We start from the raw sequence: 17,289 nt of genomic DNA on the forward strand, positions 1-17,289 counted from the left end.
AACAGGGACACAGGAAATGAGAACGCAGGAATACCTCCCCGGATCCCACAAAGGAAACCGACTTTGGCAGGGCTTCGACAACAGCAGACACAACAAAAAAGCACCGCTGCCACAGGAGACACCCGCATTCCCTTTCATCCTTCTCCCATCCAGACTTTAACTGTCGGCCCCGGAGTTTCACCGGATCCACCGCAAAACGCGGGTCACGGACTGAGGAAGGGATCCCCCTCCATCACCGCCGGTCGGGAATTTCACCCAGCCCCGAAGGATGTTGATCAGCTGATTCAATTGGATCGTATGCGCGATCACGTTTACATTGTATCATACCCCAATCCGGTATGGGAACCGATGCCCTCCGTCACGGGGTCAAGGGATCACTTTTCCTACCTTGGAGCAGAGAGGGATCCCTGTGGTCCTTCCAGGGTGGACCCACTTGCAAGCAAAGGTAACAGACCGCAGAAAAGAAGAGGCAGACGAGGGTTGCGTGGCCGAGGGCCACCATCAACTCCAGCTTGGTCAGAACGATTGCACCACCGGTCAACACTTGAAGCACAGTTAAAATCAAAGACCAGCGGGCCCCCTTGTTCAGATCTTTCCGATGGGGATACTTTTTCCTGACCGCCCACCATAACCAGACGGCAAACAGGAACAAGAGACCAGCAAACAGACGGTGGGTCAATTGTATTCCCCCCTGGCTGAACAGATCTGGAATCCATTTGCTTCCACACAAAGGCCAATCGGCACAGCCCAGACTGGAGCCCGTATGCCGTACATAAGCACCGGTGTAGACGACGACATAGGTGTAAACTGCCAAACCCCACATTCCATATTTCATCGGTCGGGACACAAAAGAAGCTTTACTGCTTTGGGAGCGTCCCTGACGATCCATCTGAAACAGAACCACCGTCAACAGGAGCACACTGGCAAAGGATAAGAGGGAAAAACCGAAGTGAAGAGCCAGTGCAGCATCCGACTGACCCCAAACCACTGCCGCCGCTCCCAGCAGGCCCTGGAAAATGATAAAAAACACACTGTTGAATGCCAAGAACTTGACAGTGAAGTTTTTCCTGTAAAGAAGCCAGGCCCCAACCGAAGCCGCCACCACAATCAAACCCACCAGTGCGGAGACGATCCGGTGACTATACTCGATCCACAGCTCCAGAGTGTGGTAGCTGGGAAAAATTTCGCCGTGGCAGAAGGGCCAAGTATTGCCACATCCGTCTTCGGAACCGGTTTTGGTGACCAATGCCCCCATCAGGGTGATCAACAGCGTGCCCGCCGCTCCCAGAATGGACATTCCCCGAATCGTTCGATTCATCTATGGAGTACCTCCTCTCTGTACACCTTGACATCCATTATTCTACCACACTACCGGTACCCCTAATGCCTTGGCTGCTTAACGGGCACAAATTCTCCATACTTCAAAAAAACCCCTCCGGAATGGAAGGGGATGAAAACAGAATTCACTGCATATATTTATATGGATTGACGTAGTTCCCTGGTCGCCCTTCATGCACCTCAAAATGAAGGTGGGGCCCCGTAGAGCGTCCGTTGTTCCCGATTGAGGCGATCCGTTGCCCCTTTTTCACCACACTTCCCACCGACACCTGGGATTGCCAGGAATACATGTGGGCATAGAGACTGAAGACACCGCCCCCATGATCAATCATGATATAGTAGCCATAACCGCAATTGCAACTTTGAGCACGGATCACCCGTCCGTTGGCAGCTGCGTAAATCGGGGAACCTTGACCGTTTGCAAAATCGATCCCCGTATGGAATTCACTCCCGCGATATCCATACCCGGACGAGACCCGTCCTCCTGCCGGCCGACTCAGGGGGCCCTGATAAGGAAAAGAGCCTGACTTCAAATGTTCCAAATTCAGTTGGGACAGTTCCTTCCGGTAATCCCCCTCTTCATGCTCCAGGGAACTCAGTTTATCCTGGTTTTCCTCCATCAAGTCAACCATTTTGTCATACTCTTTCCGTGCCTTTTCCGTCTTTTTTTCAACTTTTTTTCTGGCCTTTTTCACTTCCTTCTCCGCTTTCTCCGCCTTGTCCTTTCGCTCGTAATATTTCTTCACTTCATCGTAATTCTGCTTGAGGATCAGGCGGAGAACTTCATATCTGGCCAGAAATTCTCCTAAGGATTTCGCCTTCAGCAAAACCTCCATCTGATTGGTTCCGCTGTTGATGTACATGGAACGGACGCTTTCCTTGTATTTGTCATCGTATTTGTCCAGTTCCTTTTTGGCTTCCTTCAGAATCTCCTTTTTCTTTCTTTCCTCTGACTTTGCCTTCTCCAGCTCTTCCTCCAAGGAATTCAATTTCTTTTTGTGCTCATCGATCTCCTTTTTCAGTTCCGCGATCTCTTTCTCTTTTTGGGCTTTGTTTTTCTGGACATCGTCCAACTTCTTTTCCAACTCGGACTTCTTGTCGGCTTGGACAAGACCCGATGGCCAGACGGAGAAGGCTAAACTCAAAGCCACCACAGCAACCGCTGTCTTCTTCCACGCGCCCTCTCCCATCATCTTCAAAACAGGATCACCCTTTCCACCATATGAATCCGGTGTTTCCGCTAAAACGCAAAACATCCTATGGATGTTTCAAAGGGAGAAACCTCGCATCGATTGTTATAAATCAGTTCACTTCAAAAGTCAGTATACTAGAGCCTCCTTTGAGTGTTCAAGATGAAAAGAGGAGATTTGACGAAAAGCCTCCCGAAGGAGGAGTCCATAGTTCATAGAACCTATACCACTTATTCTGATCGCACCAATTACGTCTGATCCAGCTCTTTCATTCTCCCGGGGATCCGGTCATTCCGGATCAGATCCTCCAGAGTCTCCCGTCGCACCACTTCAAAGGCTTCACCACCCCGGACAAAGACAACCGCCGGGCGGCGGAGCCGGTTGTAGTTGTTCGCCATCGAATAATTGTAAGCTCCGGTACAACTCACAGCCAACAGATCGCCGGTGTTCACCGGGGGTAAAGCGATGTCCCAGATCAACATATCTCCGGATTCACAGAGTTTTCCTGCAATAGAAACTGTTTCAGTCGGCTCTTCCCCCACCCGGTTGGCCAGGCAAGCCTCATAGGAGGCATGATACAGCGCCGGGCGGGGATTGTCATTCATCCCACCATCCACGGCGATATACTTGCGAAGGCCAGGAATCTCCTTCACAGTTCCCACCCGATATAATGTGGTGCCAGCCTCTCCTACAATACTGCGTCCCGGCTCCAACCAGATTTGAGGAAATTCCTCACCGGCAAACCCATGACGCACCTCCTCGGCAATGGCCGCGATATACTGATTCACTGGCATCGGGTGATCCTCTTCGTTGTAACGGATCCCAAATCCGCCACCCAGATTGAGGATCCGTGTCTCAAACCCCAGGGATTGCCGACACTCTGTAGCCAACGCCGCCATTTTACGAACAGCCAGACGAAATCCATCAGTTTCAAAAATCTGAGATCCAATGTGACAGTGAAACCCTTCCGGCTCCAGCCCCTCCGATGTCATGCATTGCTTCAGGGCTCGGTGAACCTGGCCGCTTTCCAGATCAAAACCGAACTTGGAATCTTCCTGACCTGTTTGGATATAGTGATGGGTGTGGGCCTCAACTCCGGGAGTGGTTCGCAAAATCACTTTCACCCGACGTCCCCGTTCCCGGGCGAGCTGATCCAGCATCGCCAACTCCGTGAAATTATCCGCCACAAATCGGCCAATCCCCGCATCCAGCGCCATTACAATCTCCTCCAATGTCTTATTGTTGCCGTGGAAATAAATCCGCTCTGGAGGAAATCCCGCTTTTAATGCGGTATAAAGCTCCCCGTCGGAAACCACATCCAAATAAAGTCCCTCTTCAGCCACCAACCGGCACATCGCCAATGTGCTGAACGCTTTGCTGGCATAGGCCACCCGATAGGAAAGTTCTGTCCTTTCAAAGGCTTCCACATAGGAGCGGATCCGTTGCCGGATCATCGTTTCATCCATTACATAAAGGGGAGTTCCAAAACGGTTTGCCAATTCCACCGTATCACATCCCCCGATCTCCAAGTGTCCTTGATGATTGATTCGACTGGTTCCGCGTAGTTTCATCCCTTCCGCTCCCCTTTCACAACTCAAAAAGCAACGGACGACAGACGCGCCTGTTGCCTCCCCCAGTCTCCCTCCTGATTCATCCTGACGATGGCAACAGCCGATTCGGGGATGATCGGTCCCGGACAAATCGACACCCCTCGCCCTTATTCCGTGGCTAAATAAATTTAGATCAGAGTACCATATTCCTTTTTTCATGCCAAGGGTTGATATCCTTTAAGAAGACATCCAAAAAAGGGGGTTGACTTGGCAGATGAAGTTCATTAGGATTTTGATTAGATAATTAGAAAATTAGCTAATTGTTGAGGAGGTATTTCATTGAAACAAGGCCGGTTGATATTTTTACTCACCTTTCTCTGTTTTATCGGCGTGGTGGGAGGAATTCCATATGTAAACGAGTTGATCCGGGAGGAAGGCAATCCCGATCTGATATGGATCTTTTTGGTTCAATCCACGATTCTTGCATTTTTGGCCAGTTGGATCGGAGTGCGATTGTCCGCTCAAACCGGGTTGGATGTACCAGTGATGCGTTGGCTTTTGTATCGGAATGCCAAGCCGGAAGGAATGACCCGAAAATTCTTTCATTCCGTGTTGCTCGGTCTGGGAATCGGATTACTTATTATAATGGCGGATACATTTATCTTCAGCTCCTTTCATTCCTCCTTGGGGGATTCCCCCGTCATTTCTCCCTGGAAAGGTTTGGCGGCAAGTTTGTACGGGGGGATATTTGAAGAAGTTCTTTGTCGATTCCTTGTGATGAACCTGATCGTCTGGCTTTTGATTAAATTATCCCGTAAGCAAGCCCGATCTTATCATTATTGGATGGGAATCATCTTTTCCGCTCTTTTCTTCGGAATTTTCCATCTGGAAGCCACATCTGCGGCTTTCGGCTCTTTGACAGTGCCTCTGATCCTTCGGGCCACTATTTTAAACGGCATACCCGGAGTGTTGTTTGGCTGGCTCTTTTGGCGATGGGGACTCTCTTATGCCATGCTGGCTCATCTGTGTACTGATCTTTTTCTTCATGTGATATGGGTCGCTCTCATCTGATCCCAATCAACTGTTTTTTTCGGAGGAAACAGGAGAGAAGCCGGCTTGCTTTAAAATCAACTGAACCGCTTTCGTAGTAATGGGAGCTCCCCACAACGGATCATCATAGTTCTCCATCTTGCCCACATCACCGATTCCCACCACCAGCGGAAACTGATACTGATTCAATACATCCACCGTGTCTCCGTAAATTCGTAAAGGGGCTCCGTTTACCACCGAACCGTCCTTGTCCACACCATGTTCCACGCAATGGCCCTTCTGATCCAGGGCCACATCCACCTGAACCCCCGCCGCAGCATAGCAATTGGAAGCGACAGCAACAACTCCCAGTACCTCCACCCCGGGGTGATTCACCACGTGCTCCAAAGCGGTCTCCCCGGGTCCCTTTCCCTGGGAACCGCAATCATCAAACATCACCAACACGGGATCATGGGCGGCTTCCTGAATCAATCTCACCAAGTCAGGTCCGGTCAACAGCGTCGGATTCCCCGCTGACGCCGAAATGCATCTTCCTCCCACTCGCCGGGCCACCTCTTCCACGGTTTCCCTGGCGATCCGGTCACCGTCGGTAATCAGGATCACCTTTCTCTTTCCCATATGCCTCACCCCTTGAACGGGCTCACCCGAACACTCATCAAAACGGAGATACCACCATTTCAATCGGAGATAAAGACGATCCATTGAAACAATGAGCCCACCACTTTTCCCAACATCATCGCCAGCAACAACCAAAAAATCCTGGGTTCCATCCCGATCCGCTTAGCAAGAATGGGCAGGACATTTACCACCTCTGTCAGTGCGGCCGCCAGCAGCCCGACAAAAACACCCGACAAAAGTCCCATCCACACTGTGCTGACTGGAGGAAAAAAAGCGACCCATTCCCGAAAGTCCACCCAGGTGAAGACGACTGCCCCCACTACGAAGGCAATCTCATACAGATGGACCTGTGTTCGGCTGTTGGTGAGAACCGTCAGCCGCGGAACAATATCCAACACGGTCAGAAACGCAACCAGTCCGCTCCCCACCGCAACTCCCCCGGCCAATCCGATAAAAATCAGTGCCAAGTCAACCAGAAGGGACACGGGAACCCTTTTGTCCTTTCGTTTTCTCATGATCGATCACATATTGATCGATACTCTCCTGATACATAAAAACTTCCAGTTCCAGCGGACTGGGCTCATCATTAAACTTTTGCTTGAAAAGGTGATTAAAAAACAAGACCATGCCCAGTCCGATCCCCAAAGAATACGGGATTTGCAGAATCAGCGGCCGAGAGTGGTGCATTCCGGTCATCAGATAATAGATACGTTCATGCACCTCTTTCATACTCACATCCGTGTGGAAATTCATAATGGCCAGCCCCGACCCCACAAACAGCAATAACCACACTCCAGCCACGGTGATCCATCCAGGCTTGGGACCGATTTTCTTGAACTCGATCAGAACCTGGGGATTCCCCACTGTCCGAATATCCAAGGTGGGATACTCCCTGCGGATGATCCGAACTACATCCATCAGTTCGACAACTGCCATGTTTCCTTCTTCCGGGCCAAACCGGGTGACGGGAAGACTTTCGATCTGTTCCCGATCTTCCTCCGCCAACACCCGGGAGACGTCCCCCACCCGCAGGATTTGTCCGGGTCGAGCCAGTATTCTTTTTTTCATCTGTATAAACACTTGACTGGAAGTCATGGCACTCCCTCCCGTATGTAGTATGTAACGTTCTCGAAAACTCCATACAAAAAAAGGCCACCCTCTGGAGGGTGCAAGCCTTTCCTCAAACTTCGCCGTCATCGATGGCATCCCGCATGCGGCGAATGATCTTTTTTTCCAAACGGGAGACCTGAACCTGGGAAATTCCCAGCCGTTGTGCCACTTCCGACTGAGTCTGATCCTTGAAGAACCGGAGATATACGATCAAACGCTCTCTTTCTTCCAACTGACGGATCGCCTCTTTCAGGGCCATTCGGTCAAACCAGCCTTCTTCCTCATCATCGGCAATCTGATCTATCAAAGTGATCGGATCCCCGTCATTCTCATAAACTGTCTCATGGATGGAAGTGGGGGTACGGCTTGCTTCCTGGGCAAAAACGATCTCTTCCGGCGTCACCCCGATCTCATCGGACAGCTCCTGGATGGTCGGGGAGCGACCCAACCCTTTGGTCAATTCATCTTTGACTTTTCGAATTCGGTTAGACAGCTCCTTGAGAGAACGGCTTACCTTCACCATGCCGTCATCCCTCAGAAAACGTTGGATCTCTCCGATAATCATCGGCACAGCATAGGTGGAAAACTTTACATCATAAGCGAGGTCGAATTTATCCACGGCTTTCAAAAGACCGATACAACCGATTTGAAATAGATCTTCCGCTTCATAGCCCCGGTTCAGAAAACGTTGCACCACGGACCACACCAGCCGGATGTTATGCTGAACCAGTCGATCCCGTGCCTCCGTGTCCCCTTTTTGACTTTTTTGGATCAGGTCTTTCACTTCTTTATCCGACAGATGCTTATGGCGGGAATTGCGCACATCAGACTCCATAGTCCACCCTCAGTTTCCAACAGCCTGTCGGTGGGTTTTCAAATCTTTCACCATACGGACACTCGTTCCCTTCCCTTCGGCAGAGAGGACTTCCACTTGATCCATAAAATTTTCCATGATAGTGAAGCCCATCCCGGAACGTTCCAGTTCCGGCTTAGAGGTGAAGAGAGGTTGACGCGCCCTGTCCACATCCGCAATGCCCACCCCTTGGTCCTCAATCTGGATGCTGATCCGGTTCCCGTCGATTTCAGTCCGGATCGTAATCTCACCGTCTGTCCTCTCCTCGTAACCGTGAATAATCGCATTGGTAACCGCTTCGGAAACCACAGTCTTGATATCGGTCAACTCTTCCATGGTCGGATCCAGTTGGGAGACAAAAGAGGCCACCGCCACCCTGGCGAAGGATTCGTTTTCCGATCGGCTGGCAAACCTCGTCTCCATAAAATTGGTATGTATGGTGCTCATGATGCCACCCCACAGACATTGAGAGCTGTTTGCTCATCTTCGCAAAAGGGCAGAATTTTTAACATCCCCGATAGCTCAAACAAGCGGTGTATGGACGGTTGGACAGCACAGAGAACCATTTTTCCATCCATTTCGGATATTCTGCGATATCGACCCAGGATCACACCAAGTCCCGAACTGTCCATAAAGGTGAGTTTGGATAAGTTTAACACTAGATGTCCATAAATTCCTTTGGACCATTCCCGGTCAATTCGCTCCCGCACTTCTGTCGCGGAGTGATGATCCAACTCCCCGTCCAGACGCACGAGAAGTACATCTCGCTGATGTGAAATCTCCACATGCAGGCTCATCTCTTTTCCCCCCTGTCCTTCTGTAAAACACCGTTGCTTTTCATTTCTACGTTTCCAAAAGGGGTTCCTCCTAACTGACAAAAATAGAAGAAAACCGGGAAAGACCGACAAAACCGATTCCGCCCATCGGGGCGGAATCGGTCTTAAGTTCCGGGGTCTGCGGCAGGTGTTTCATCCGGAATAAAAAACATCTTCCTGGCAGTTCGCTTCATTATGGTCCATATTCCCGCTTTGGGGATCTCCCGGGCGGAAACCAACTCCATCCGGGCCACTGTTTTTCCGTTTTTCTCCACTTCCACAGCTCCCAAAAACTGCCCTCTCCTGACCGGTGCCTTCAGCTTTTCCCATCGAATTTTCGTCCGATAATCGCCGGGATTCTCTCCTTTTTTCATCAACACGCTGAACTGTTGGGGGGAACGCACCTCGATCATGTTTTTTTCCCCTTTATCCACCTGAAGTCTTCCGATCAGTTGACCCGGTTTGTAAATCACCCGGTTGGCGTATTGATTGAATGCAAAATCCAGCATGCGGGTGATTTCCCGGTTTCGAGCCTTGACATCCGGTTCACCCATAACCACAGCAATCGCCCGCAAATCCCGGCGCTTGGCAGTGGCAGCCAGACAAAATCCCGCTTCCCCTGTATATCCTGTTTTAAGACCGTCCAATCCTTCGTAAAACTTCACCAGTTTGTTGGTATTCACCAACCAAAAAGGCTTTTTACTGTCCTTGCGCAAATAATCCTCATAGATTTTTGTAAATCTGGTTATTTCCCGATGTTTGAGCAACTCGCGGGACATGATCGCGATATCCTTCGCCGTGGAATAATGATCAGGTGCTGGAAGACCATTGGGGTTTTGAAACCGGGTGTCTTTCATGCCCAACTCTTCCGCCCGCCGGTTCATCATTTCCACAAACCGCCCTTCCGTACCCGCCAAATGTTCGGCGAGGGCCACCGAAGCATCATTGGCACTTCCGACCGCCACCGCTTTTAACAGATCTTCCAGTTTCATAACTTCGTCTGTTTCCAGAAAAATCTGGGACCCTCCCATGGAGGAGGCGTATTCACTGGTACGCACTTGATCTTCATAGGAGATCTTGCCTTTCTCCAACGCTTCCATCACCAACAGCATCGTCATGATTTTGGTGATGCTTGCCGGCGGCAGTTTTTCCCGGCTGTTTTTTTCATACAACACGGTTCCGGTATCCGCATCGACCAAAATAGCCGATTTTGAACTGGGTGCCAACCCATCTTCTGCCGCCCACACGGGGGTGGGACTTGCCACAATGGGCAGACACAACAACAGAACCCACACACACAAACGTGCTCGCATCGAGGCTTCCCCTCCTTCTCTACCTTTATTGTGAGCGGAGGGGAGGATGATTATTCCATATATGACAAAAAGAAAAACCGGGCAAATACCCGGAGAAAATTAAACTTATTCAGCCTTCACATCTGTAACCAATTCCCGAACCAGGAGTGGAGGCGTCACTGGTTGATTTCCAAGAGTGACCGCGTTAAGGAAACGTTCCCGCACGGTTTCTGCCTCTTCTCTGTTGTTGGCGTGAAGGATGGCCAACGTTTCCCCTTTATGCACGACATCCCCGATTTTCTTACGCAGAAGCACCCCGACACCGTAATCGATGGGAGCATCTTTAGTCTTTCGACCGGCACCCAGCTGCATGGCACACAAACCGATCGCCTCCGCATCCAATGCTGTCACTACCCCGTAGTCGGGAGATTCCACGGGCAATTGCACCGGAGATTGCGGAAGTCGATCCGGCTCATCCACCGCCCGGGCGTCTCCTCCTTGCGCCTTTACAAACCGGCGGAAATACTCCAGAGCCGAACCATCATCGATGGCTGCCTTGAGCTTCTCCTCAGCCTCCTTTGGTGATGCCGCCCTTTGAGCCAAGGTCACCATCTGTCCCCCCAAGGTCAGACAAAGTTCCGTCAGATCCCGGGGGCCGTCGCCTTTCAAAGTTTCAATCGCTTCCTTCACTTCCAAAGCATTTCCCACCGCATATCCCAACGGTTGACTCATATCACTGATCACTGCCACGGTCCGCCGCCCGATTCGATGGCCGATTTCCACCATCGACCGGGCCAGCTCAAGTGCCTTCTTTTCCTCTTTCATAAACGCCCCGCTTCCGGTTTTAACATCCAGGACAACAGCATCGGCACCGGCAGCGATCTTTTTGCTCATAATGGAACTGGCGATCAGAGGGATGGAATCCACCGTGGCGGTGACATCCCGAAGGGCGTACAGCTTCTTGTCGGCCGGGGTGAGATCAGCAGTTTGTCCCATCACAGCTACACCCAACTCATTGACCTGCCGGACAAAGTCTGTTGTGGATAAAGCTGTTTCAAACCCCGAAAAAGACTCCAATTTGTCTATTGTTCCCCCAGTATGACCGAGACCACGCCCGGACAGTTTGGCCACCGGCACCCCGGCCGCTGCCACCAGGGGAGCCAGCACCAGCGTGGTGGTGTCCCCCACACCCCCTGTGCTGTGTTTGTCCACTTTGATTCCTTCAATCGCAGAGAGATCAACCTCCTCGCCGGATCGAACCATTTCCATGGTCAAATCCACCGTCTCCCGGGCGTTCATCCCGCGGATCCGGACAGCCATGGCCCAGGCGGACATCTGGTAGTCAGGGATGTTTCCTTGGTGATATCCCTGAATCAGAAACCGGATCTCCTGGGAAGTAAGCACCTGTCCATCCCGCTTTTTCCGGATCAGTTCCACTGCCTCCATCTTATCCCTCCATCCGGGCCAGGATTCCTTTTACCAACCCGATAAATCGGGGTTTTGTTCGGTTGGCCACCTCCACCACCTGTTCATGAGTCAGAGGTTCCAGCTCCTCTCCAATGGCCATATCCGTGATACAGGAGATCCCCAGCACCTTCAGACCTGCATGACGGGCTGCAATCACCTCCGGCACCGTCGACATACCGACGGTATCCCCTCCCAGGTTGCGAAGCATGATCAATTCGGCCGGGGTCATATAGGAGGGCCCGCTAACCCCTGCGTATACTCCCTGTTGCAGACGGATTCCCTGCTCCTCAGCCACTTCCCGGGCCAATTGGATCAATTCCCGGTCATAGGCCTCCGACATATCGGGAAAACGGGGGCCCAAGCGATCCTCATTGGGACCGATCAGGGGATTGGCTCCTGTGAAATTGATATGATCCTCAATCAACATCAGATCCCCTGCCTGAAAGGAAGCATTCATCCCGCCACAGGCATTGGTGGCCACCAAGCTTTTCACACCGAAGGATTTCATCACATAGATGGGAAATACCACTTCCTGCTGGGTATATCCCTCATAAAAATGGAAACGCCCCTCCATCGCCACCACCGTTTTTCCGGACAGACAGCCGATGACCAATCTGCCCGCATGACCTTCCACTGTGGATTGAGGGAAGTGAGGAATCTCGTCATAAGGAATATAGTCAGCAGCCTCGAGATCCCGGGCCAAATCCCCCAGTCCGGAACCCAGGATCATTCCGATGGTCGGACGGTGATTCGTTTTTTTCTCAATGGTTTCCTTTGCTTCTGCAATCCGTTCCATTTTTTGCTCCAATGTATGGATCCCCTTCCCTTTGTTTTTGATCCCCTTCAGACCGATCGAATCTCCTTGATCAACCCTTTCACCAGCCGGGTGAAGCGGGGCTTTACCCGTTCAGCCGTCTCCATTACCTCATTGTGACTGAGAGGTTGGGGCAGGATTCCCGCAGCCATGTTGGAGATACAGGAAATACCGATGACCCGCATCCCCCCGTGTCTGGCCACGATCACTTCGGGAACGGTAGACATGCCGACGGCATCCGCTCCCATCTTTCGGAGCATGCGGATCTCGGCGGGCGTTTCATAGGAAGGTCCGGTCAGTCCGGCATAGATTCCCTCCCGCAAGATGATCCCCTGAGCCTCCGCCACCCGTTTGGCCAATTGCCGGTACAGGGGATCATATGCTTCCGACATATCGGGGAACCGGACACCCCATTCGGGATGGTTGGGGCCGATCAGCGGATTGGTAAACATCAGATTGAGATGATCCCGGATCAACATCAGATCCCCCGCTTCAAAGCCGGTGTGGATGCCGCCGGCGGCATTGGTGACGACCAACGTCTCCACCCCCAGGGATTTCATCACGCGGATCGGAAAGGTCACCTCCTGCATCCCATACCCCTCGTAAAAATGAAACCGCCCCTGCATCGCCACCACCGGTTGGGATTCCAAATGACCCATTACCAACCGACCCGCATGACCTTCCACTGTGGAGACTGGAAAATGGGGAATCTCCCCGTAACCAACGGTTTCCGGACTTTCGATCTCCTCCGCCAGGATCCCCAGACCGGAGCCGAGTACCAACCCGATTTTCGGCTTTTTACTGATCCGTCTGCGGATCATTTGTGCAGCCTGTTCCGTTTTCTGCAGCATGGATTCCATCTTGAGATCTCCTCTCTCCTTATCTCCGGTATTGTAATTCGGACAGAAATGAAGTTCCGTAATCCGGCATCTGCACCCCGAAATTGTCCGCTATGGTGGCCCCCACATCGGAAAAAGTTTTCCGAACCCCGAGGGACCTTCCTGTCTCCGACAACGACGGCCCCCATACAAAGAGAGGGACATATTCCCGGGTGTGATCGGTTCCGGTGTATGTGGGATCATTTCCGTGATCTGCCGTGATGATCAGGAGATCAGACGGCCGGATCAACTCCAGAATCTCCGGCAACCGACGGTCAAAATCCTCCAACGCCTGTCCGTATCCCTCCGGATCCCGTCGATGTCCGTATTTGGAGTCAAAATCGACCAGATTGATAAAAGCCAGCCCGGTCCAGTTTTCTTTCAAAACCTCCGACAGTTTGTCCACTCCGTCCATATTATTTTCAGTTGTAACGGAGCGGGTGATCCCTTCGCCGGCGTAAATATCCGAAATCTTGCCGATGCCGATCGCATCCAGACCCGCCTGTTGCAAAAAGTTCATCACTGTCGGTCGCGGTGGTTTGACGGAATAATCCCTCCGGTCGGCGGTCCGTTCAAAACTCCCCGGCCGGCCGGTGAAGGGACGGGCAATCACCCGGACCACGGCAAACCGTTCATCCATGGTCAGTTCCCGTGCAACCTCGCAAATCCGATACAACTCATTCAGGGGGATGATCTCTTCATGGGCTGCAATCTGAAAGACACTGTCTGCCGATGTATATACGATCACATCCCCCGACTCCATATGTTTCTCTCCCAGCTCCTCGATGATTGCCGTCCCGGAGGCCGGTTTATTTCCCAACACTTTGCGTCCGATCCGTTGTTCAAAGGCTTGGATCAACTCTTCGGGAAAACCTTGTGGGTAAGTTTTGAATGGGATCGAAGTATGTACACCCATCAATTCCCAATGTCCGGTAGTCGTATCCTTGCCGGCGGAAACCTCCGCCATTTTTCCATAATGGGCCTTGGGCCGGTCCGCTGGACTGATTCCAGGAATCGGTTCAATATTGGACAACCCCAAACCGGCGAGATGAGGAAGATTCAGCCCCCTGACTTCCGCGATATGGCCCATGGTATGAACTCCCTCATCACCGAATTGTTCCGCATCGGGCAAGGCTCCGATGCCCACGCTGTCCAACACGATCAAAGCGATTCGATCAAATCTCTTCACGCGTCTCACCCCTGTCATCCGTCTCAAAAAAAAGGCCGCTCAAGGGATCCCCAAGCGGTGAAGAAAAGGCTTATTCGCCCAACCAATAAAACATGCGGAGGCGATCCGTTATATCTGCCAAATCCCCCCGTCCACTCGGTTTTTCCGAGGGGGCCATCACTTTGACCGCACGTCCCTTCGGCTCCCCGTATCGATGGGTTGGTTGCATCCATTGTGACAGGATGGAAATGGCTTCATACAAAACCAGGGTCAGGATCACAAAAAGGATTAAAAACTTGGCCCATGCCGCCAACCGACGGAGCGGGATAATCATCAAACCCCGTCCTTTCCCATCTCTTTTACCTTTATCTTATGGGAAGAGAGACGGCCCTATGTCCACTTTAACCCAGAATGGCCCGACCCATCAGCTCATCAAGAGATTGATATGGAAGGTTCAAATCCTCCGCAACCGCTCGATAGGTGATGATCCCGTCCATCACATTGACCCCCCGGGCAAGGGGATGGTTTTGCTGCAGAGACTTCTCCAATCCCCGGTTGGCAATCTCCAGCGCATAAGGAATCGTCACATTGGTAAGTGCATAGGTGGATGTACGAGCCACTGCTCCCGGGATGTTGGCCACGGCATAATGAACCACACCGTGTTTTACATAGGTCGGGTCACTGTGGGTGGTCACCCGGTCGCTGGTTTCGATGGAGCCGCCTTGGTCGATCGCCACATCGACGATCACGGAACCGGGGCTCATCTCCTTGACCATTTCTTCCGTCACCAAGCGCGGGGCACGCCGACCGGGAATCAGGACCGCCCCGATCAGGAGGTCGGCTTTTTTGGCAGCTTGTCCGATATTGAAGGGATTGGACATCAATGTCCGAACCTGCCCATGAAAAATATCATCCAGTTGCCGCAGACGGTCCGGGTTGAGATCGATGATTGTCACATTGGCCCCGAGACCCAGGGCGATCTTGGCCGCATTGGTTCCGACGATTCCACCCCCGATAATGACGACCTCACCGGGAAGAACACCCGGAACCCCGCCGAGAAGAACCCCTTTCCCACCTTTCGGCTTTTCCAGGAATTGTGCTCCGATTTGAACAGACATACGTCCTGCCACTTCCGACATGGGAGTCAGCAAAGGAAGGGCCCCGTTATCCAACTGAATTGTTTCATAGGCGATCGCGGTCACTTTTTTCTCCATCAAGGCCCGGGTCAATTCCGGTTCCGGAGCCAAGTGAAGATAAGTAAACAGGATCAACCCCTCACGAAAATATTGGAACTCCGAAGCTTGGGGCTCTTTTACCTTCAGGATCATCTCCGCAGAACCCCAGACCTCTTCCGCGCTGTCCATGATTTTCGCTCCGTGTTCCGAAAGGGCCTCATCCGGGAAACCGCTGCCAATACCGGCCCCTTTTTGGATCAGAACCTCATGACCGGCTCCCACCAGTGCGTCCACTCCCGCAGGAGTGATCGCCACTCGGTTTTCGTTATCTTTTATCTCTTTGGGAACTCCAATAATCATGATGCACTCCTCCTTTTCCAATCATATCATACCACTTGCCAATCCAACTTCATACCGCTTTCGGTTTTGGGCAACAAAAAACGCGAGATCATCCCGGATCTCACGTCACCTTGGAACCAACCAACTTTTTGGGATCCTTGACTTCGTTTTTGCACCGGTGACAGACCCCGTGAAAAGTCAACCGGTGATCCACTATCTGAAAATTAAACTCTTCCTCCACCCGCCTTTCAATCGGACCGAGCCAATCATCGATGATTTCATCCACGGTGCCGCAATGGAGGCAGATCAGGTGGTGATGATGATGTTCAGCCCCCTCGGCACGAAATTCATATCGGGTGACGCCGTCACCGAAATTCAACTTGTGGATCACCTGGAGATCGCTGAGGAGCTCCAGGGTACGATAGACTGTGGCCAGGCCGATCTCCGGCGCCTTCTCCTTCACCAACAGGTAGACATCCTCCGCGCTCAGATGGTCCTCTTCGTTCTCCAACAGAACACGGACCGTTGCTTCCCGTTGGGGGGTCAGCTTGTAATTGTGAGCAGAAAGCTGCTGTTTAATCTGTTTTACACGCTTTTCCATCTGGAACACCCCCCTGCACTCCTGATCTCATTATAGAAGAGGGAGAACAAGGAAGTCAATTCAACCGATAAAAAATATCATTTAATAAAGATTTTAATCTGTCAGGGATGGGGCACCGCCATTCGCATCAGCACGGGAGATACATAGGCCTCAAACAGGGAGGCCACCACCAGAATGCACGCCATGAGCGTCACCAAGATCGAGTAGGATAAAAATTGCGGGTAGATCGTTCCTCTGCGCTGAATTAACCGATTTTTGGCCAATAACACGGAGAAAGCCGTTCCACTTACCGCGACCACCGTCAGTGCCGGGACAACCAACAGATTTTGCGGCACCACTGCAGACAGTGAAAACCACAGCCCCTCCCAGGAAAGCTGGTTCACCAGAAAACCGACAGTAAAACCGATCACCAAACCCTTCAAAAACATGAGGACGAAGACAAAGGGGATCCCGATTACGGATATCCCCAGGATCCACATCAGTCCCAGGGTTTTAAAATGTCCCCCGAGTGAGTGTTGAAAGGCGATTTTCGGATCGGAGATTCCATTATCATCCAGTCCATTGAAAAAGTGTCCCAGATAGCCGATAAGGTTTTCCTTTTGAACCGGGGACAGTGTGTTGACGATCACCGCCCCGAAGATCACACCCATCATAAACAGCACGCCCACAAACAGATACAGAGACATCTGGCTCTCCACATGCAACCGCAACGTATGGCGGATTCCCTTCTTCCTCATCTCGGATCCCTCCTTGTCCACTCACTCTATCTCTATGAGTGGATCAGGAAAGATAGACTAGAAGCATTGAGAATGAGTGCCGGCCGAGTCGGTCCGGATTGGGTTTCACATGACCTTTTCGTTGTTCTGAACTGCCAAAATCACTCCATGTGAAACCCAACCCTCCCTGTGAACGACTTTTTCATAACGCTCCTAGTACTGCTTTGAGTGTTGATGAATTTTACTCAAGAAAATGTCGAATGTTGTCCCGAGTCAATTGAAAACAGACAGTGATTCTGCTTTTGGAGCTCGCTC

At 51.7% G+C, this 17,289-nt stretch carries 19 protein-coding genes and 1 riboswitch; of the genes, 1 reads left to right on the forward strand and 18 read right to left on the reverse strand.

Features of this window, described 5'->3' with window-relative positions:
* Window positions 1-133: 133 nt before the first annotated feature.
* A riboswitch (FMN riboswitch) is annotated at window positions 134-273 on the reverse strand.
* An 85-nt stretch (window positions 274-358) separates the two neighbouring features.
* From IEV46_RS04995 to lysA, 3 genes are all read right to left on the reverse strand, one after another.
* Window positions 359-1,318 carry a COX15/CtaA family protein gene (locus IEV46_RS04995; RefSeq protein ID WP_188430568.1) on the reverse strand — a complete coding sequence of 320 codons (960 nt, stop codon included), beginning with the start codon at window positions 1,316-1,318 and terminating at the stop codon, window positions 359-361.
* Between the two features lie 145 nt (window positions 1,319-1,463).
* Complete coding sequence (locus tag IEV46_RS05000; RefSeq protein WP_229735944.1) at window positions 1,464-2,531, reverse strand: murein hydrolase activator EnvC family protein; 1,068 nt, start codon at window positions 2,529-2,531, stop codon at window positions 1,464-1,466.
* Window positions 2,532-2,776: 245 nt separating this feature from the next.
* Window positions 2,777-4,099 carry a diaminopimelate decarboxylase gene (gene lysA, locus IEV46_RS05005; protein WP_188430572.1) on the reverse strand — a complete coding sequence of 441 codons (1,323 nt, stop codon included), beginning with the start codon at window positions 4,097-4,099 and terminating at the stop codon, window positions 2,777-2,779.
* A 318-nt stretch (window positions 4,100-4,417) separates the two neighbouring features.
* Between lysA and IEV46_RS05010 the strand changes: the two genes are divergently transcribed.
* Window positions 4,418-5,149, forward strand: coding sequence for a CPBP family intramembrane glutamic endopeptidase (locus tag IEV46_RS05010; protein WP_188430574.1), 732 nt, complete (start codon window positions 4,418-4,420; stop codon window positions 5,147-5,149).
* Window positions 5,150-5,155: 6 nt separating this feature from the next.
* Here the strand turns inward: IEV46_RS05010 and spoVAEA are convergent, their stop codons facing one another.
* From spoVAEA to spoIIM, 15 genes are all read right to left on the reverse strand, one after another.
* Window positions 5,156-5,746 (reverse strand): stage V sporulation protein SpoVABEA, encoded by a 591-nt coding sequence (gene spoVAEA, locus IEV46_RS05015; RefSeq protein WP_188430577.1) that lies wholly within the window; start codon window positions 5,744-5,746, stop codon window positions 5,156-5,158.
* A gap of 59 nt (window positions 5,747-5,805) precedes the next feature.
* Entirely contained in the window at window positions 5,806-6,231 is a 426-nt protein-coding gene (locus tag IEV46_RS05020) for a stage V sporulation protein AB (protein ID WP_229735912.1), read from the reverse strand.
* Window positions 6,215-6,841 (reverse strand): stage V sporulation protein AA, encoded by a 627-nt coding sequence (locus IEV46_RS05025; protein WP_188430581.1) that lies wholly within the window; start codon window positions 6,839-6,841, stop codon window positions 6,215-6,217. Before IEV46_RS05025 ends, IEV46_RS05020 begins: the two co-directional genes overlap by 17 nt.
* Before the next feature lie 85 nt (window positions 6,842-6,926).
* Window positions 6,927-7,691, reverse strand: a complete 765-nt coding sequence (gene sigF / locus IEV46_RS05030) for an RNA polymerase sporulation sigma factor SigF (protein ID WP_188430583.1) — start codon at window positions 7,689-7,691, stop codon at window positions 6,927-6,929.
* A gap of 9 nt (window positions 7,692-7,700) precedes the next feature.
* Window positions 7,701-8,156, reverse strand: coding sequence for an anti-sigma F factor (gene spoIIAB / locus IEV46_RS05035; protein ID WP_188430585.1), 456 nt, complete (start codon window positions 8,154-8,156; stop codon window positions 7,701-7,703).
* Window positions 8,153-8,506: an anti-sigma F factor antagonist gene (spoIIAA, locus tag IEV46_RS05040; RefSeq protein ID WP_188430587.1), complete on the reverse strand. Its 354-nt coding sequence runs from the start codon at window positions 8,504-8,506 to the stop codon at window positions 8,153-8,155. The genes spoIIAB and spoIIAA overlap by 4 nt, the downstream gene beginning before the upstream one ends.
* A 143-nt stretch (window positions 8,507-8,649) precedes the next feature.
* Complete coding sequence (locus IEV46_RS05045; RefSeq protein WP_188430589.1) at window positions 8,650-9,837, reverse strand: D-alanyl-D-alanine carboxypeptidase family protein; 1,188 nt, start codon at window positions 9,835-9,837, stop codon at window positions 8,650-8,652.
* A gap of 105 nt (window positions 9,838-9,942) precedes the next feature.
* Window positions 9,943-11,262, reverse strand: a complete 1,320-nt coding sequence (locus IEV46_RS05050; protein WP_188430591.1) for a pyrimidine-nucleoside phosphorylase — start codon at window positions 11,260-11,262, stop codon at window positions 9,943-9,945.
* Between the two features lies 1 nt (window position 11,263).
* On the reverse strand, window positions 11,264-12,091 hold the full coding sequence (locus tag IEV46_RS05055) for a purine-nucleoside phosphorylase (protein ID WP_188430593.1): 828 nt from the start codon (window positions 12,089-12,091) through the stop codon (window positions 11,264-11,266).
* A 35-nt stretch (window positions 12,092-12,126) separates the two neighbouring features.
* A complete protein-coding gene (locus tag IEV46_RS05060; protein WP_188431143.1) occupies window positions 12,127-12,948 on the reverse strand; it encodes a purine-nucleoside phosphorylase in 822 nt (273 codons plus the stop codon).
* Window positions 12,949-12,976: 28 nt separating this feature from the next.
* Entirely contained in the window at window positions 12,977-14,182 is a 1,206-nt protein-coding gene (locus IEV46_RS05065; protein ID WP_188431145.1) for a phosphopentomutase, read from the reverse strand.
* Between the two features lie 52 nt (window positions 14,183-14,234).
* Complete coding sequence (locus IEV46_RS05070) at window positions 14,235-14,477, reverse strand: YqzK family protein (protein ID WP_188430595.1); 243 nt, start codon at window positions 14,475-14,477, stop codon at window positions 14,235-14,237.
* A gap of 67 nt (window positions 14,478-14,544) precedes the next feature.
* Window positions 14,545-15,678, reverse strand: coding sequence for an alanine dehydrogenase (gene ald / locus IEV46_RS05075; protein WP_188430597.1), 1,134 nt, complete (start codon window positions 15,676-15,678; stop codon window positions 14,545-14,547).
* Window positions 15,679-15,778: 100 nt separating this feature from the next.
* Window positions 15,779-16,258, reverse strand: a complete 480-nt coding sequence (fur, locus tag IEV46_RS05080; protein ID WP_188430599.1) for a ferric iron uptake transcriptional regulator — start codon at window positions 16,256-16,258, stop codon at window positions 15,779-15,781.
* A 101-nt stretch (window positions 16,259-16,359) separates the two neighbouring features.
* Complete coding sequence (gene spoIIM, locus IEV46_RS05085) at window positions 16,360-16,995, reverse strand: stage II sporulation protein M (RefSeq protein WP_188430602.1); 636 nt, start codon at window positions 16,993-16,995, stop codon at window positions 16,360-16,362.
* Window positions 16,996-17,289 lie beyond the last annotated feature (294 nt).

The organism is Kroppenstedtia guangzhouensis, assembly GCF_014637345.1.
In the GTDB taxonomy this organism is placed as follows: Bacteria; Bacillota; Bacilli; order Thermoactinomycetales; family DSM-45169; genus Kroppenstedtia; species Kroppenstedtia guangzhouensis.

Coding starts and splice junctions, on each gene's coding strand:
- IEV46_RS04995 (WP_188430568.1), bottom strand. CDS start 1,318: ATGAATCGAACGATTCGGGGAATGTCCATTCTGGGAGCGGCGGGCACG.
- IEV46_RS05000 (WP_229735944.1), bottom strand. CDS start 2,531: ATGATGGGAGAGGGCGCGTGGAAGAAGACAGCGGTTGCTGTGGTGGCT.
- lysA (WP_188430572.1), bottom strand. CDS start 4,099: ATGAAACTACGCGGAACCAGTCGAATCAATCATCAAGGACACTTGGAG.
- spoVAEA (WP_188430577.1), bottom strand. CDS start 5,746: ATGGGAAAGAGAAAGGTGATCCTGATTACCGACGGTGACCGGATCGCC.
- IEV46_RS05025 (WP_188430581.1), bottom strand. CDS start 6,841: ATGACTTCCAGTCAAGTGTTTATACAGATGAAAAAAAGAATACTGGCT.
- sigF (WP_188430583.1), bottom strand. CDS start 7,691: ATGGAGTCTGATGTGCGCAATTCCCGCCATAAGCATCTGTCGGATAAA.
- spoIIAB (WP_188430585.1), bottom strand. CDS start 8,156: ATGAGCACCATACATACCAATTTTATGGAGACGAGGTTTGCCAGCCGA.
- spoIIAA (WP_188430587.1), bottom strand. CDS start 8,506: ATGAGCCTGCATGTGGAGATTTCACATCAGCGAGATGTACTTCTCGTG.
- IEV46_RS05045 (WP_188430589.1), bottom strand. CDS start 9,837: ATGCGAGCACGTTTGTGTGTGTGGGTTCTGTTGTTGTGTCTGCCCATT.
- IEV46_RS05050 (WP_188430591.1), bottom strand. CDS start 11,262: ATGGAGGCAGTGGAACTGATCCGGAAAAAGCGGGATGGACAGGTGCTT.
- IEV46_RS05060 (WP_188431143.1), bottom strand. CDS start 12,948: ATGCTGCAGAAAACGGAACAGGCTGCACAAATGATCCGCAGACGGATC.
- IEV46_RS05065 (WP_188431145.1), bottom strand. CDS start 14,182: ATGACAGGGGTGAGACGCGTGAAGAGATTTGATCGAATCGCTTTGATC.
- IEV46_RS05070 (WP_188430595.1), bottom strand. CDS start 14,477: ATGATTATCCCGCTCCGTCGGTTGGCGGCATGGGCCAAGTTTTTAATC.
- ald (WP_188430597.1), bottom strand. CDS start 15,678: ATGATTATTGGAGTTCCCAAAGAGATAAAAGATAACGAAAACCGAGTG.
- fur (WP_188430599.1), bottom strand. CDS start 16,258: ATGGAAAAGCGTGTAAAACAGATTAAACAGCAGCTTTCTGCTCACAAT.
- spoIIM (WP_188430602.1), bottom strand. CDS start 16,995: ATGAGGAAGAAGGGAATCCGCCATACGTTGCGGTTGCATGTGGAGAGC.